Consider the following 17070-nt stretch of genomic DNA (forward strand, 5'->3'; position numbering starts at 1 on the left):
TGCGCGCCGTTATGAGCGTTCATCCCACATCAAGGTGCAGGCTCCCCTGGAGAGGGTCAGACGCTACCCCATCACCCCGCCGCGCTTGATCAGCTCCTTGCCGACCGCGGCAAGGTGCACCTGGTCGGGGCCGTCGCCGATGCGGATGAAGCGGGCATAGACGTAGGCGCGGGCGAGGAAGGTGTCCTGCGAGACGCCGGCCGCGCCGTGGATCTGGATGGCGCGGTCGATGACGCGGGCGGCCATGCTGGGCACCACGATCTTGGCGGCCGCGATCAAGTCGCGCGCGGACTTGTTGCCTTCGCGGTCCATCTTGTCGGCAGCTTGCAACGTGAGCAGCCGCGCCTGTGCGATCTCGCAGAAGGAGTGCGCGATGTCCTCGCGCACCGAACCCTGGTCTGCGAGCGGCTTGCCGAAGGCTGTGCGGGACACCGAGCGCTGGCACATCAATTCGAGCGCGCGCTGGGCGCAGCCGATCAGGCGCATGCAGTGATGGATGCGGCCGGGGCCGAGCCGGCCTTGCGCGATCTCGAAGCCGCGGCCCTCGCCGAGCAGGATGTTCTCGGCCGGTACACGGACATTCTCGTAGACGATTTCGGGATGGCCGACCGGCGCGTCGTCGTAGCCGTAGGTCAGCATATCGCGGACGATGCGCACGCCGGGCGTCGCCTTGGGCACCAGGATCATGGATTGCTGGCGATGGCGGTCGGGATCGTCGGGCGCGGTCTTGCCCATCACGATCAGGATCTCGCAATCCTCGTTCATCGCGCCCGACGTGAACCATTTGCGGCCGTTGATGACGTAGTCGCTGCCGTCGCGCTTGATCTCGCACTGAATGTTGGTGGCATCGCTGGAGGCGACCTGCGGCTCCGTCATCGAGAAGCCGGAGCGGATGCGCCCCTCCAGCAGCGGCTTCAGCCAGCGCTCCTGCTGCGCCGGCGTGCCGTAGTTCGCCAGCACCTCCATGTTGCCGACATCGGGGGCCGAGCAGTTGAAGATTTCGGGCGCCCAGAGGACGCGGCCCATGATCTCCTTCACCGGCGCGTATTCGAGATTGGTGAGGCCAGTGTTGTTAGGGTCTTGGCCGTGCTCGCCTGACAGGAACAGGTTCCAGAGCCCCTGCTCCCGCGCCAGCCGCTTCAGGTCCTGGAGGATCTGCGGCGTCTTGTAGCGCGTGGCCTCCGGCTTGACCTGCTCGTAATAGAGCTCCTCGACCGGCTCGACATGCGTCCGCATGAACTGGCGGACGCGCTCCTGCAGCTCCAGCGAACGGGCGGAGTGTTGAAAGTCCATGGGGTTCTCCTGTTCGCAACGCTTAATGATGCCTCTTCCCTTCTCCCCTTGCGAGAGAAGGTGGCATAGGCGGCCTTCGGCCGCCGTTCTTGAGAACGCCGAAGCCAAGCTTCGGCTATGGCGCCGGATGAGGGGTTGGCTCCGCGAGTTCAAATGTCGAGACGACTCGCGGAGACAAACCCCTCACCCGGCTCGCCGCTTCGCGGCGATCCACCCTCTCCCGCAAGGGGAGAGGGTGCACTGTCTCTGCTGCGCCTCACGTCCCGCGCAAGAGCTCGCTCGCCACGATCCAGTCGTTGCCGTCGAACTGGAGCATATAGCCGTCCTTGATGGGGCGGAAATCCTGCGGCGTGGTGTTGAGGGTGATGCCGGGCATCAACAGCGACAGCGGCACGTTCTTGAGGTTCGCCGCCTGCGCCATGATGTTCTCGCGCGTCAGATTGTCCTTGCACTGCTTCAGCAGGACGACCAGCGCCTCGGCGACGGTGTACCCGTACAGGCCGGCGACGTTGTTGATGTCGGCATTGGGCAGGCGCTTCTTCATGAAGTCGATATAGGCCGTCATCGACGGGTCGTCCTTCGGCTGCTCGACAAACGGCTTGAGCGAGCCGAGCGACAGCACGCCCTTGCCGGCGTCGAGACCTGCCGGCACCATCACGGTCGCCTTGTTGGCGCAGCCGCTGGCGAGGAAGCGCGTCGGCTGCCAGCCGACCTCATGGGCCTTGCGGATCGCCTGCGCGCAGGCGCGCGGCGTCACCGAATAGATCATGAAGACATCGGCCTTGGTGTTGGCCAGCGTCAGCACCTGGGAATCGACGGTGGGATCGGTGACCTCGAAGCTCGAGGCCATCGCGAGCGCCTTGTCGGCGTCGGCACCAAGCGCTTCCTTGACGCCGCGAAAATATTCCTTGCCGGCGTCGTCGTTCTGATAGAGCACCGCGAAGCGCGCATTCGGGTTCTTGGCGCGGGCGTAGGCGACGTCGATCGCGGCCTCGCTGGTGTAGTTCGGCGCCCAGGGCAGCGCCATCGACCACGGCATGTTGGCGGGATCGTTCCACTTGGAGGCCGAGCTGATCAAAAAGATCTGCGGCACCTTGTTGCTGTTGAGGTATTTTGCGATCGCCGAGCTCGGCGCGGTGCCCATGGTCGCGAAGATGAAGGCGACGCCGTCGCCCTCGACCAGGCGTCGCGCGGCTTCCATGGTCTTCGGCGGTGAGAAGGCGTCGTCGAGCGACAACAGGTTGAGCTTGCGGCCATTGACGCCGCCCTTCTCGTTGACCTCGTCGAAATAAGCGGAGATGACCCTGCCGGTGATGCCAAGCGGCGATGCCGGGCCGCTATAGGGCATGGTGTTGCCGATCTTGATCTCGGTGTCGCTGACACCAGGACCGTAGGACTTTTGCGCGGAGACGGGCGTGGACAGGCAGGCGACAGCCAGCGCTGCGGCCAGGACCAAAGCGGCTCTCATGGTTTCTCCCCGGTGATGATCGTCCACGCGAGGCGACCGCGCGGCGTGCTGCTTTTTGCCAGCACGTCAGCTCAGCGGAGTTCCGCAAGATGGTCTTGCGTCGAGTTGCTGGTTCATTCGACGTCTCGTTTCGAACCAGCGTATGAACGCCGCAGCAGGGCGAACAGGCTGCCGCCGGTCGCGGCTCCAACGAGATAGACAACGAGGGTTTGGAGCGCGAGCGGCAGACTGAGATTCATCTTGAAGAAGGAGATCGTGACCGTGTCGAGATTCTGCACGGCGAAGACGATGGTCGCTGCGGCGAAAAACACGATCACGGCGAGATGAAACCAGCGCATGACAATCCCTCAGCGTCGCCCGACGCGCGATGAAATCTGGATGAACGGTCATCGCGCTCTTGGGCGATCACGGTCCTTCTCCGGATCAAACCTTAATGGCGCCGCCGCAGGCTAAAGCCCAGACTGACCCAGCCGGCGCCGGCCATGATCAGGTCGATGCCGAGGAACAGGCCGAGGATATAGACGCTGTTGACCGGCCAGCGCGCCAGGATCAAGAGCCCGAGCAGCAGAGTGATGACTGCAGACAGCGCCACCCACACCCACGGGCTTTCCCTTTTCATGCTGAAGGCGAGAAACAGCCTGACGGCGCCCGAGGCCAGCAGCGACGCGCCGAGGAACAAGGTGAGCAGCACCGCGGCGAACAACGGGTTCTCGAAGGTCAGGAAGCCCGCGACGATATAGAGCACGCCGAGCAAGGCCCAGATCAGGAACTTGCCCCAGCTCTTCATCTGGAACGCGCCGATCACCTCGGTGACCCCGGCGATGATCATCATCACACCAACCACGAGCACGCTCGCCACCGTCGCCATCATCATGCTGCCGAGCGCGATGAAGCCGGTGATGAGATAGACGACGCCGAGGGCGACGATCCAGCCCCACTTGGCGTGCAGCGCAGCAATGCCGGACCCAAGACCCAAGTTTGGAGACGTATCCGAAGCACTTGTCATGACGGCTACTCCTGCATGCGAAGTCCCAAGGCACATCTCAGGATAGCACGAGCCGCGCCGGGACAACAGCCAGTAGAGCAGCCCCCGCGGGAGCCCCCATTGACTTAAGTCAAGGGCGGACGGGACGCCTCACGTGCGCGAGCGCTCCATGTCGAGCTCGGCCTTGAGACTATCGAGATCGCGATAGATCGAAGCGACCGCCAGCACGCGCCCGCCCTTGCGGTACTTCAGCAGGCAGTCCCTGCCGTCGATGCTGCCGTCGATCGCGATGTCGTCGAAGCTCTCGGCATGGCCGACATAGTTGATCGGAACGTCATAGTGCTGCGACCAGAAGAACGGCACGGCGTCGAAGCGTTCGCGCCTGCCGAGCATGTTGCGCGCCGCGGCCTGGCCCTGCCGCTCTGCCACCACCCAGTGCTCGACGCGGATGTCCTGGCCCGAATGCGGATCTGGCCAGCGCGCGATGTCGCCGGCCGCGAAGATGCCTGATGCGCTGGTCTCGAGATACTCGTTCACGCTGACGCCGCGATCGATGGCGAGCCCCGCCTGCTCGGCGAGCACAAGGCGCGGCCTGACACCGATCCCGACCACGACAAGATCGGCCTCGATCACACTGCCGCTCTTCAGCGTGGCGCGTTTGCCCTCGAGCTTTTCCACGGTGTCCTCGAGGTGAAAGTGGACGCCATTGTCTTCATGCAGCGCGCGGACGAAATCGCCCATCTCGGCGCCGAGCACGCGCTGCATCGGCCGCTGCTCGGGGGCAACCACATGCACCTCCAGCTTGCGCGCCCGCAAGGAGGCCGCGACTTCGAGGCCGATGAAGCTGGCGCCGATCACCAGCGCGCGCTTCGCGCTGCCGGCCGCCTTGATGATCTCGCGGCTGTCGGCGACGGTCCGCAAGGTGTGCACATGGGGCTGGTCCGCGCCCGGAATCTGCAATTTGACCGGTTCGGCACCGGTTGCGAGCAGCAGCCGGTCGAACGGCAGCTTGTCGCCACTGCCGAGCGTGATGATGCGCGCCTTCGGATCGATCGCTGCAACGTTGGTGCTGAGCCTGAGATCGATGCCCGCATCCTGATAATAGTCCTCGCCCCGCAGCGGCAGCCAATCCTCGGGTGCATTGCCGGCGAGGTAATCCTTGGAGAGGTTCGGCCGGTCGACCGGCATCGCGCCGTCATCGCTGAGCATGGTGATGGTGCCGGCAAAGCCCTCGCGCCGCAGCGTCTCGGCGGCCGCAAAGCCCGCCGCACCGCCGCCGACGATGACGAATTTTTCCGGCGTCGGCGCGCTGCGATGTGACGCTGCAGGCTGCGGCATCTCGCGCTTGCGCTGAACCGAGATCCTGTCTTGGTCGCGCGTGACCTCCCAGACCGCCAGCGCGTTCAGCGCCGGCGGGCGGGTGGCTTCGCCGGTGCGCAAGGAGAAGCAGGCGTGATGCCAGGGGCAGCGGATGGTGTCGCCCACGACCAGCCCTTCGGCGAGCGGGCCATGGTAGTGGCTGCAGGACGGCTCGATCGCGAAGATTTCGCTGCCGGCTTGCACCAGCAGGATGTCCTCCTCGCCGACATGGCCGAGCAGCTTGCCGTCTTTGAACTGGTCGAGCGACACGCCCTTGGTCAGGTCCGGCCCGCTCGGCTTGCTTTCCTCGCCCATGGTCATCTCCCTCACAGCTCTCGCTCAGGATTTGGACGGCGCCGTCAGCGAAAAGTTCCCCGCGACGGCGAAAATCGGCGTTACCCGGCCGCCTTGCGAACGTCGAGCACGGCCTGCGCCCATTCCGCAGGCCGCTCCTGCGGCAGGTTGTGGCCGGCTCCAGCGAAGACACGCCGTTCGAAGATGCCTTCGAATTTGGGCGCGTGATGGGCAGTGCCGGGATTGACGCCGTCGCTGTCGCCGTCGACCGCGATCGCCGGGACACGGATCGGCGGCTGCGCGGCGAGCTTGGCCTCGATCGCAGCATAGGCGGGATCGCCTTCGACCAGCCCATAGCGATGACGGTAGGAGTGGATCACGACATCGACGAAATCAGGATTGTCGAACGACACCGCACTCGTCTCGAACGTCGCGTCGTCGAAGCCCCATTTCGGCGACCACATCGCCCAGAGTTGGCGCGCAAAGCCGCGCCGGTTGCGCTCCAGCGCGCGGCGGCCGCGCTCGTTGTGGAAGAGATATTGATACCAGAACGCCGCTTCCTCCGATGGCGAAGCCGGCTCCATCGCACGCGCGATGTTCTGGATGTTGTAGGAATTGCCGGAGACGAGGGCGATCACGCGCTCGGGATGCAGCACCGAGACCACGCAGGCCGCGCGCCCGCCCCAATCGTAACCGCCGACGACCGCGCGTTCGATACGAAGCGCATCCATGAAGGCCAGCAGATCGGCGCCGAGCGCCGCCTGCTCGCCGGAGCGCAGCGTCGCGGCGGACCGGAAGCGCGTCGGCCCGTAGCCGCGCAGCCACGGCACAAGCACCCGCGCGCCCGCTTCCGCGATCAGAGGCGCGGTCTCGGCATAGGCGTTCACATCGTAGGGAAAGCCGTGGCCCATGATGCAGGGCCAGCCATCCGGCGCGCCGTATTCGAGATAGGCGATGTCGAGGATATCCGTGCTGATGGTTTTTTGTTGCATGATTTGCTCACGGAGTTGCGCGATCTCGTAATCCGGATGGAGCCAACGGATCGGCGCGAAGCGCCGTCCGATGACAGGCTCCGCGAAATCCAGGCGTCGCGAACGCGCTCCATGCGGGCTGCAAGAGCCCCTATTTCTGCGGGCCTGACAGCGAGATCTCGCGCTCGGCGCGGAACACGTTGCTGTAGAGGTTGGCGATCCACTGCCGGCCGATCTCGGTCTTGTTGAGATAGCCGATCTCGGTCTGGATGTGCGGTGCGACGCTGTTCCAGTAGAATTGTGGATAACGGTTCACGATGTCGGCGGGCGAGTCGTAGCCGAGCTGACGATTCATACCGACCTCTTCGAATTCGTAATAGAGCGCGTTGGCCTTGCGCAGATAGTTGGGATCGCCGAGCTGGCCGATGAAATCCGCGGCGCGCAGGATCGAGGCTTCGTCGTCATACTCCTGGCCTTCGCGGGCCGGGAAGCGGGTGCCCTCGATGGCGCGGGCGACGCGCTCACTGTCGATACCGCGGATCGGCGGCAGCCGCCGCCGCACGAAAAGCATCGAACGATCAACGTGATACATCATCAGACTGGCATCCGACGCGCCGCGCGGCAGCGACACCTTGGTGCCGGCCTCGTCGACCACGAAACCGTCTTCGTCGTCCTCCGGAAACAGCCCGCGAACATAGCCGATGTCGTGCGCAAGGCAGGCGATCAGGATATGGATGTAGTCCTCGGCATCGAGGTGCGTGTGCAGATTGCGACCAAGCATGATGGCCTGGGCCGCCAGCGTCACCAGCATCGTATGCTCGATATTGTGATAGAGCGCGTCGCTGTTGCCGATGCATTCCATCGCGGTGCGCGTCGAGGCCTCCACCACCCTGGCATAGGAATCGTCGTACCTGCGACGCATGAACGAGCCCAGCAACTTCTCCAGGGATTCAGCCGCCAGTCTCGGTAACGTCATCATGGATGCAGCCCCGCTTGTCGGTGGTGTCCCACGCCAGCTCCCGACGTCTCATTCGTGTCCTCGACGCAACGGCTAGCATAGCCCATCTTGGGCCAAGTGACCAAACGCCGGGACAAATTTACGGAAATATGTTGCTGTTGTGCCCCGCGCCATCACGGTTGCGGTCGGGCCGCGACACAGCCTGGCCTGGTCCGTCAAGACCGCTTTTATTCCACCAGCAGCACGTCCACGGCGACGCCCAGCTTTTGCTTCGGCGAGCCGACGATGATGCCGTCGACCGGCGAGACGTCGGAAAAGTCGCGGCCGACCGCGAGCACGATGTGATCGTTGGCGACCAGCAAATCATTGGTCGGATCGAAGTCGACCCAGCCCAGCTCAGCCCCGCACCACAGCGACACCCAGGCATGGGTGGCATCGGCGCCCTGCAAACGCGGCTGGCCCGGCGGCGGAATGGTACGGAGATAACCGCTGACATAGGCCGCCGGAAGGCCGAGCCCACGCAGCCCTGCGATCATCACATGGGCGAAGTCCTGGCAAACGCCGTGGCGCTTGTCGAAGACCTCGCCAAGCGGCGTCGAGATCACGGTCGCCTTCGGATCGTAGCGGAATTCGGTGCGGATGCGATGCATGAGATCGGTCGCGCCAGCGAGGATCCCTGCACCGGGCGCAAAGCTCGTGGCCGCATAGGCGCTGACGGGGTGCAGCACCGGCACCAGCGGGCTCGCAAAGACGTAGCCGACCGGTGAGGACGGTCCGAGGCTCGTTGCTTCAAACGCGATCTCGCGGATGCTTTCCCAGGGCGGGCTGACGGCGTCGCGCGCGGGCGGCTCTCGCGAGACCGACACGCGCGAGCGGGAATCGATGCGCAAGTTTCGGTGCGCGGTCTCGACCACCACGCTCTCGGTGAGCGTGCCGAAGAAGTCGCGGCGGACGTGGCGCTCGGACGGGCGCGGCCGGATCTCGACCTTGTGCGAGATCAGCTCCTGGCCATTGCCGCTCTTCGGCTCCAGCCGCAGCGTGCAGCGGGCGAAGCTGACCGGACTCTCGTATTCGTAAGTCGTGACGTGACGGATGTCGTAGATCACGCCAGCCCCGTCAGCTTTTCCGGCCGGCTGGCATTGGGTCCGTGCGGGAAGTAGTGCAGCCCGATCGCCTCGGCGAGGCTGAGCAGGTCCTGCTCCAGCGAGAACAGGGTCTTGACCTCGAGCTTCTCGGCTTCCGCGGTGGCCAACATCGCCTGCACCGCCACCGCGAGCCGCTGCGGCTGCTCGATCAGGCCGTGCTCCTTCAGGCTCGGCAGCGAAGCGATGTGTTCGTTCAGCGTCGTCACCTGGAACGCGACCGAACGCGGATTGTAGCTGTCGAGCACCGCGAGGTCGCGCACCGGTGCCAGGATCGGCGCCAGCAGATAGCGCGAGCGATAGGTGATCTGGGAATCCACCAGCGTCAGCAGGATATCGAGATCCTCGTCGCAGGCCTCGTCATAGGCGAACTGGCGCGCAAAGCGCGTGGTGTTGATGGCGCGCTCGGTGCGGCGGCCGATATCGAGGAAGCGCCAGCCTGCGGCGCGGTTCATGTTCTCCTGCGCCAGTCCTGCAAAGCTCGCAAGCTCCTGCAAGGTCAGCTCGGCCGCGCTCAGCACATCGTCGTCGTCCTCGACCTCGTAGGCGAGGCGATCGGCCATCTCGGTGATGACCTGCCAGGCGTCGGGCGACAGCCGCTCGCGCAAGGATGTCGCCGTGCGCTGCGCCGCGCGCACCAGCGACAGCGCCGAGCCGAAACGCTCCGGGCTCTGCAGCGCTTCGGCGACGATGCGCCCCGGCGCCGTGCGCGAAGCCTGCGAAATCGCGCCCCAGGCCACCAGCAGGCGCTGGATGCGGTCGGCCGATTGCAGCGAGGCCGCGGTGCCCTTGTTGGGCCCGCTCGGCGAACCCAGCGCGCGCACCAGCCGCAGCGTTGCCTCGGCGCGTTCGAGATAGCGGCCGAGCCAGAACAGATTGTCCGCGGCGCGGCTCGGCAGCACGCCGGCGATGCGGCGGATCCGCACCTTGTCGGTCGCAGGCAGCAGCGTCGCGATCGAGACCTTCTTGTCCGAGACCACCCAGACGTCGGCGGCGCGGGCGCCGTCGCCCATCGACACCGCGCGCGCGTCCGCCTGCTCGGCGATCCGGCAGAAGCCGCCGGGCATGATGGCCCAGCCGTCGGGCGTCGCGGCCGCGAACACGCGCAGCACGAAGGGACGCGGCGTGAGCTGGCCCTGCTCCCACACCGGCATGGTCGAGAGCCGCACCACCTCCTGGCCGACATAGTCCATGCCGCGCGCGCTGATGGCGTCGACGAGACGCTGGCGCCCGGCGGCGTCGAGCTCGCTCGCGAGCACTGGGCCGTTGCTGTCGAAGCCGGGAACGCCGCGCCGATAGGCGCCCTCGATCGCGACCTCGTCGAGCCGTGACAACACCTCGTCGCGCGCGATGCGCTGGCCGCACCACCAGGTCGCGATATGCGGCATCTTGAGCTCTTCACCGAGCAGGCGGCGGCTCAGGGCCGGCAGGAAGCCGAGCAGCGCGCGCGCCTCCAGCACGCCCGAGCCCGGCATGTTGGCGACGACGACGCCGTCCTTGCGCAGCACGTCGATCAGGCCGGGCACGCCGAGATGCGAGGACGCATCGAGCTCGAGCGGATCGAGCGAGTTGGAATCGACCCGGCGCAAGAGCACGTCGAGCCGCTTCAGGCCGGCGACGGTGCGGATGTGGATACGGTTGTCGCTGACGGCGAGATCGTCACCCTCGACCAGCAGGAAGCCGAGATAGCGCGCCAGGGTCGCATGCTCGAAATAGGTCTCGCTGAAGCTGCCCGGCGTGAGCACGCCGATGCGCGGCTCGTCGCGATCGGCGCGCGCGCGCAGGCTGTCGCGAAACGCCTCGAAGAACGGCGCGACGCGCGGCACGTTCATCGACTTGTAGAGATCGGAGAACGCGCGCGAGAGCACCAGGCGGTTCTCCAGCGCATAGCCCGCGCCCGACGGCGCCTGCGTGCGGTCGCCGAGCACCCACCAGCGCCCGTCGGGCCCGCGGCCGACATCGGCGGCATAGAGCGAGAGATAGCGCCCGCCGGGCGGCGGCACGCCGCAGACGGGACGGAGATATTCGGGACTGCCGGCGATCGCGGCGGCCGGCAGCGCGCCTTCCGCGACCAGCCGGCCCTCGCCATAGATGTCGCGCAGCACGAGCTCGAGCAGCTCGGCGCGCTGGGTGATGCCCGCTGACAGCTGCTTCCAGTCGGCCTCGTCGATCAGCAGCGGCAGATGGCTGATCGACCACGGCCGGTCGGCGCTGTCGCCGGGCGCACGGTAGGTGACGCCGGCCTCGCGCAAATGGCGGTCGGCCATGCCGAACCGCCGTTCGATCTCGTCCGGCGCGAGCGCGCCAAAGGCGTCGAAGAAGCGGCTCCAGACCGCGCGGGGGGCGCCATCAGGCCCAAGGAACTCGTCGGGGATGCCGGGCAGGCGGCTATAGTCGCGGACCCATTGCGCGAGGCGGCGCTGGCCTCCTTGCGCCTTACCCGTCTTGTCGTCCTGTTCGGCTGCGCCCTCGCCCATGCGCCTCTCCCTGCCCCACCATCATTCTCATTGCAGGAGCGGGGTCCGCAAGTCGAGGGTCAGCGGAAACTCACTTGTGCGTTCCTCGGGCGGGGGCTGCATCGGACCCGGCGTATGGCCGTGGTCCTGGAAGCGCGCCAGCCGCCGCGCCTCGGCCTCGTAGGTGTTGACGGGCTTGGTGTCGTAGCTGCGGCCGCCGGGATGGGCGACGTGATAGACGCAGCCGCCCAGCGAGCGGCCGTTCCAGGTGTCGATCAGGTCGAAGGTCAGGGGCGCGTGAACGGGGATGGTCGGGTGCAGGCCGGAGGCCGGCTGCCAGGCCTTGAAGCGGACGCCGGCGACCGCCTCCCCGGAGCGTCCGGTCGAGGTCATCGGCAGGCGGCGGCCGTTGCAGGTCACGACGTGGCGGCCCTCGACAAAGCCCTCAGCTTTCACTTGAAGCCGTTCGACCGAACTGTCGACATAACGCACCGTGCCGCCGGCCGAGCCCTCCTCGCCAAGCACATGCCAGGGCTCCAGCGCCTGCCGCAGCTCCAGCGTCACGCCGCCATGATGGATACGGCCGAAAGCGGGGAAGCGGAATTCGAGCTGGGCCAGATACCATTCCGGCTCAAAGGGATAGCCGGACTGCTTCAACTCAGAAAGCACGTCAAGAAAGTCCTGCCAGATGAAGTGAGGCAGCATGAAGCGATCATGCAGCGCAGTGCCCCAGCGCACGAATTTGCCGGTCTGCGGCTCGCGCCAGAATTTTGCGATCAGCGCGCGGATCAGGAGCTGCTGCGCCAGCGACATCCGCGGGTCGGGCGGCATTTCGAGCGCACGGAATTCGACGAGGCCGAGCCGGCCCGTGGTGCCGTCGGGCGAATAAAGCTTGTCGATGCAGATCTCGGCGCGGTGGGTATTGCCGGTGATGTCGACGAGCAGATGCCGGAACAGCCGGTCCACCAGCCACAGCGGCGCCTGGTAGCCCGGCGGCGGCACGTGCGAGAGCGCGATCTCGAGCTCGTAGATGCTGTCGTGCCGGGCTTCGTCGATGCGCGGCGCCTGGCTGGTCGGGCCGATGAACAGCCCCGAGAAGAAATAGGACAGCGACGGATGCCGCTGCCAATGCAGCACCAGGCTCTTGAGCAGATCGGGACGGCGCAGGAACGGCGAGTCCTGCGGGCTCGAGCCGCCGACGACGACGTGGTTGCCGCCGCCGGTGCCGGTGTGGCGGCCGTCGACCAGGAAGCGGTTGGCTCCGAGGCGCACCTTGCCGGCATCCTCATAGAGACCTGAGGTGATGTCGACCGCGTCGCGCCAGCTCTTGGCCGGCTGGATGTTGATCTCGATGACGCCGGGATCCGGCGTCACCTTGATGACCTCGATGCGCGGATCGAACGGCGGCGGGTAGCCCTCGACATGGACCTGGAGCTGCATCTCCTCGGCGGTGGCTTCAAGGGCCGCGACCAGCTCGAGATAATCCTCGATGCGCTCGACCGGCGGCATGAAGGCGCAGAGCACGCCGTCGCGGACTTCGACCGACATCGCGGTGCGGACCGGGACCGACGTGTTGAGTTTCTCGGGCGCGGCCCGCGGCGGCGCTTCCGGACGCGCCGGAAGGCTGAACACCGGCAGCTTGCCGTGCGGCTCCATCGGGTCGCGTTCGACGATGTAGGGATATTGATCGGGTGGAACGTAGCCGAGCGAACCGATCGGCAGGCGCAGACCGAGAGGGGAATCGCCCGGCATCAGGAACAGATGATTGCGCCGGAGTTGCCAGCGCTCGCTGCGCCAGCGCGGCGGCGCGTTCCAGCGCTGCACCGGCAGCACGAATCCGCGCGGGGTGTTGAGGCCCTGCTCGAACACCCGCGCGATCCGCACGCGTGCCTCCGGGTCGGACAATTTGGAGTCGGACGGATCGACATTGACGGGAAGCTCGGCTTCCTTCTGAAGCCAGAGCGCGGTGTCCTCGTAGGCCGGCATGATGTAGCCGGGATCGAGCCCGAGCCGCAACGCCGCACCTTCCATGAAGGCCTCGGCGTCCTTCACCTGCGCGGGCCGCGGATTTTCAATCTTGGCGATGAGATCGGCGTTCTTCCAGATCGGCACGCCGTCCTTGCGCCAATAGAGCCCAAAGGCCCAGCGCGGCAGGCTCTCGCCCGGATACCATTTGCCCTGGCCGTAATGCAGCAGGCCGCCCGGCCCGAAACGCGTGCGCAGGCGGCGGATCAGATCGTCGGCCAATGCGCGCTTGGTCGGGCCGACGGCCTCGGTGTTCCACTCCGCCGCTTCGAGATCATCGACGGAGACGAAGGTCGGCTCGCCGCCCATGGTGAGACGCACGTCCTGGCTTGCGAGATCGCCATCGACCTGCTCGCCGAGATCGTTGAGCCGCGTCCAGGATTCGTCGGAGAACGGCTTTGTGATGCGCGGCGCCTCGCGGATGCGCTTGACGCTCATATCGAAGGCGAACTCGACTTCGGCAAAGCCGGCGCCGCCGGAAATCGGCGCCGCCGAGCGATAATGCGGCGTGGCCGCAACCGGGATGTGCCCCTCGCCCGCGAGCATGCCGGAGGTGGCGTCGAATCCGATCCAGCCCGCGCCCGGCAGATAGACCTCGGCCCAGGCGTGCAGATCGGTGAAATCGTTCTCCACCTCGGGCGGTCCCTCGATCGGATCGATGTCGGGACGGATCTGGATCAGGTAGCCGGAGACGAAGCGCGCCGCGAGGCCGAGATGACGCAGGGTCTGGATCAGGAGCCAGGCAGAGTCGCGACACGAGCCAGCCCCGGAGGAGAGCGTCTCCTCTGGCGTCTGCACGCCGGGCTCCATGCGAATGATGTAACGGACGTGCTTCTGAAGCTCGCGATTGAGATCGACCAGGAAGTTGACGGTGTTCGCAGCTTCGTGCGGGATCGTATCGAGAAATTTCGCGAACAGGCGATCGGGCTTGATGGTCTCGAGATAAGGCGCGAGCTCCGTCTTCAGGTCCTTCGGATATTCGAACGGAAAGCTGTCGGCATAGGGCTCGACGAAGAAGTCGAACGGGTTGACCACGGTCATCTGCGCCGTGAAGTCGACCTCGAATTTCAGCTCGGTCGTCTTCTCCGGAAACACGTAGCGCGCCAGCCAGTTGCCCTGCGGGTCCTGCTGCCAGTTCACGAAATGATTGGCCGGAGTGACCTTGAGCGAATAGCTCAGGACCGGCGTGCGCGTATGCGGCGCCGGCCGCAGCCGGATGGTCTGCGGGCCAAGATCGATCGGGCGGTCGTATTTGTAGTGCGTGACGTGGTGTAGTGCGACGTAGATCGACACGGGGTGCGATGCTCCAGCAGCTTTTTTGAGCAGAACACCGGAGGTGACCTCGATCAAGCACTAACAACGGGCAGAGGGTGCCTATGCAAGGTGCGGGCCGCGTGAGTGCGGGGCTATACGTGATTGGCTGGCGACGCTTCTCTTCCCTTCTCCCCTTGCGGGAGAAGGTGGCGCGAAGCGCCGGATGAGGGGTTCTTTCCGCTCGGAAAAGCGCTCGTGAGGATAGAGACCCCTCACCCGTCTCGCCGCTTTGCGGCGAGCCACCCTCTCCCGCAGGGGGAGAGGGTAAGAAGCAGCCCTCCGCCGCCAACGACAGTCGCTACAAAACTGCGCGCAGCGAGCTGCGCCGCGCGCGATCACATCGTCGCACCCAGTACCCACGGCGCAAACTCCGCGCCGCCGAAATCGAAGCTTTCGCTCTTGGTCGGCTGTCCGGACGCGGTCTTCAGGATGAGCTCGAAGATGCGCTGGCCGCACTGCTCGACGCTCTCCTCGCCTTCGAGGATGGTGCCGCAATTGACGTCCATGTCCTCTTCCATGCGCTTGTACATGGGCGTGTTGGTGGCGAGCTTGATCGAGGGCGCCGGCTTGCAGCCAAACACGCTGCCGCGGCCGGTGGTGAAGCAGACCAGGTTGGCACCGCCGGCGACCTGGCCGGTCGCAGCGACCGGATCGTAGCCGGGCGTGTCCATGAAGATGAAACCCTTCTTGGTGATGGGCTCGGCATAGCGCAGTACGTCGACGAGATTAGTGGTACCGGCCTTGGCCATCGCGCCGAGCGATTTCTCCAAGATGGTGGTGAGGCCGCCGGCCTTGTTGCCGGGGCTCGGATTGGCGTTCATCTCGGCGCCCTCGCGCTCGGTATACGCGTCCCACCAGCGCATGAGATCGACCAGCTTCTCGCCGACCTCGCGGCTGACGGCGCGGCGCGTGAGCAGGTGCTCGGCGCCGTAGGTCTCGGGCGTCTCCGACAGGATCACGGTGCCGCCGTGACGGACGATGAGATCGCTGGCAGCCCCAAGCGCCGGATTGGCGGATACGCCGGAATAACCGTCCGAGCCGCCGCATTGCAGGGCCACGGTGAGCTCGCTCGCCGGGACGCTCTCGCGCTTCACCTTGTTGGCATCAGCGAGCGCCTCGCGCACGAAGGCAATCCCCGCTTCGACCGTCTTGCGGGTGCCGCCGACCTCCTGGATGTCCATCGCGCGCAGGCGGCCCGCGAGCTTCTGCTCCTCCATCAGGCCGCCGATCTGGTTCACCTCGCAGCCCAGCCCAAGCACGATGACGTGGGAGAAATTGACGTGACGCGCATAGCCACCGAGCGTGCGGCGGAGCAGCGCCAAGGGCTCGTTCTGCGTCATGCCGCAGCCGGTCTTGTGGGTCAGCGCGACCACGCCGTCGACATTGGGAAAGTCGGCGAGCGGATTGTCGCCGGTGAAGGGATTCTTCTTGAAGACGTCGGCGACGAGGCTTGCGACATGCGCGCTGCAATTCACCGAGGTGAGGATGCCGATATAGTTGCGCGTGGCGACGCGGCCGTCCGGACGGCGGATACCCTCGAAGGTCGCCGGCAGATCGAAGTTCGGCGTCGGCTTGACGTCGGCGCAATAGGCATAGTCCTTGGAAAAATCGCCCATGCCGCAGTTCTGCGTATGCACGTGCTGGCCCGGCGCGATCGGCACCGTCGCAAAGCCGATGATCTGGCCGTAGCGCCTGACCGGCTCGCCCAATGCGATCGGCTTGATCGCAACCTTGTGGCCGGAGGGAATGCGCTCGACCGTGGTCACGCCGTCGGCGACCAATGTTCCCGGCGGCAGGCTCGCGCGCGCGATCAGCACGCCATCATCGGGATGGAGGCGAATGACGGGGCTGATGGTCATGGCAGGTCTCCTGTATCAAAACTATCGTGCCCCGGACGCTGCGCAGCGCGATAGCGATGCGCTGCAGTTCCGGGGCCTGGTTGTCACGTCGTATACTTCACTGGCCTCTGGGTCCCGGCTCGGCGAAGCGGTGCTACGCGCCGCATCGCGTCCGGACACGAGAGTGCCTATGCCTTGCCGCCGGAATCCTTGCGGGTCGCGTTGACCTGCATCTTGGCGTAGGTCGTCATCAGGCCGACTTCGTTGGACAACGTCACCAGCTTGAAGCCCATGTTGATGGCACGCGCCGCGCCTTCCGCGCCGCTGCAATGGATGCCCGGGTTGAGGCCGCGCTTGGCGCATTCCTTGATGATCTTGTCGTAGATCGCGAGGATCTCCGGCTCGGTGCGATCGAGCTTCGGCTCGAGGCCGTAGGAGAAGCCGAGATCGGACGGGCCGATATAGACGCCATCGATGCCCTCGACGTCGAGGATCGCTTCCATGTTCTCGACCGCGGTCCTGGTCTCCATCATCGGCAGCAGGATGGTGTCGGCATTCGCAGTCTTCTGATAGGAGCCCGCGGTGCCGTACATGCCCGCGCGGATCGGGCCGTTGGAGCGGACGCCCTGCGGCGGATATTTGGAATACGACACGAGGTTCTTGGCCTCCTGCGCCGTGTTGACCATCGGGCAGATCACGCCATAGGCGCCGCCATCGAGCACCTTGCCGATGATGCCGGGCTCGTTCCAGGGCACGCGGACCATCGGGGTCACGGGATGCTTGTCCATCGCCTGGAAGCACTGCACCATCGAGAGATAGTCCTGCACGCCGTGCTGCATGTCGACGGTGACGCTGTCGAAGCCGCATTGCGCGATCATCTCGGCCGAGAAGCCGGAGGGAATCGCGAGCCACGCGTTGACCACGGCCTTGCCCGACTTCCAGATTTCCTTGACCTTGTTCGCCACGT

The 17070-nt window shown here is 65.9% G+C and carries 12 protein-coding genes; all 12 read right to left on the reverse strand.

Going from position 1 to position 17070, the window contains the following annotated elements; all coding sequences use genetic code 11:
• Positions 1-63: 63 nt before the first annotated feature.
• Positions 64-1293 carry an acyl-CoA dehydrogenase family protein gene (locus tag BJ6T_RS32610; RefSeq protein WP_014496833.1) on the reverse strand — a complete coding sequence of 410 codons (1230 nt, stop codon included), beginning with the start codon at positions 1291-1293 and terminating at the stop codon, positions 64-66.
• A gap of 256 nt (positions 1294-1549) precedes the next feature.
• Positions 1550-2761 carry an ABC transporter substrate-binding protein gene (locus BJ6T_RS32615; protein ID WP_028169747.1) on the reverse strand — a complete coding sequence of 404 codons (1212 nt, stop codon included), beginning with the start codon at positions 2759-2761 and terminating at the stop codon, positions 1550-1552.
• Positions 2762-2874: 113 nt separating this feature from the next.
• Entirely contained in the window at positions 2875-3099 is a 225-nt protein-coding gene (locus BJ6T_RS32620; RefSeq protein ID WP_014496835.1) for a LapA family protein, read from the reverse strand.
• A gap of 92 nt (positions 3100-3191) precedes the next feature.
• Positions 3192-3767 (reverse strand): HdeD family acid-resistance protein, encoded by a 576-nt coding sequence (locus tag BJ6T_RS32625; protein ID WP_014496836.1) that lies wholly within the window; start codon positions 3765-3767, stop codon positions 3192-3194.
• Positions 3768-3896: 129 nt separating this feature from the next.
• Entirely contained in the window at positions 3897-5420 is a 1524-nt protein-coding gene (locus BJ6T_RS32630) for an FAD-dependent oxidoreductase (RefSeq protein ID WP_014496837.1), read from the reverse strand.
• An 80-nt stretch (positions 5421-5500) separates the two neighbouring features.
• Positions 5501-6391, reverse strand: coding sequence for an alpha/beta fold hydrolase (locus tag BJ6T_RS32635; protein ID WP_014496838.1), 891 nt, complete (start codon positions 6389-6391; stop codon positions 5501-5503).
• A gap of 130 nt (positions 6392-6521) precedes the next feature.
• Entirely contained in the window at positions 6522-7349 is an 828-nt protein-coding gene (locus BJ6T_RS32640) for an HD domain-containing protein (protein ID WP_014496839.1), read from the reverse strand.
• Positions 7350-7555: 206 nt separating this feature from the next.
• A complete protein-coding gene (locus BJ6T_RS32645; protein WP_014496840.1) occupies positions 7556-8434 on the reverse strand; it encodes a transglutaminase family protein in 879 nt (292 codons plus the stop codon).
• Positions 8431-10947 (reverse strand): circularly permuted type 2 ATP-grasp protein, encoded by a 2517-nt coding sequence (locus tag BJ6T_RS32650; protein WP_014496841.1) that lies wholly within the window; start codon positions 10945-10947, stop codon positions 8431-8433. Before BJ6T_RS32650 ends, BJ6T_RS32645 begins: the two co-directional genes overlap by 4 nt.
• A 27-nt stretch (positions 10948-10974) precedes the next feature.
• Complete coding sequence (locus BJ6T_RS32655) at positions 10975-14244, reverse strand: transglutaminase family protein (RefSeq protein ID WP_014496842.1); 3270 nt, start codon at positions 14242-14244, stop codon at positions 10975-10977.
• Positions 14245-14600: 356 nt separating this feature from the next.
• Positions 14601-16124 carry a UxaA family hydrolase gene (locus BJ6T_RS32660; protein ID WP_014496843.1) on the reverse strand — a complete coding sequence of 508 codons (1524 nt, stop codon included), beginning with the start codon at positions 16122-16124 and terminating at the stop codon, positions 14601-14603.
• 167 nt (positions 16125-16291) lie between these two features.
• Positions 16292-17068, reverse strand: a complete 777-nt coding sequence (locus BJ6T_RS32665) for an HpcH/HpaI aldolase family protein (RefSeq protein ID WP_014496844.1) — start codon at positions 17066-17068, stop codon at positions 16292-16294.
• Positions 17069-17070 lie beyond the last annotated feature (2 nt).

It is taken from the genome of Bradyrhizobium japonicum USDA 6 (genome assembly GCF_000284375.1).
GTDB classification, from domain to species: Bacteria; Pseudomonadota; Alphaproteobacteria; order Rhizobiales; family Xanthobacteraceae; genus Bradyrhizobium; species Bradyrhizobium japonicum.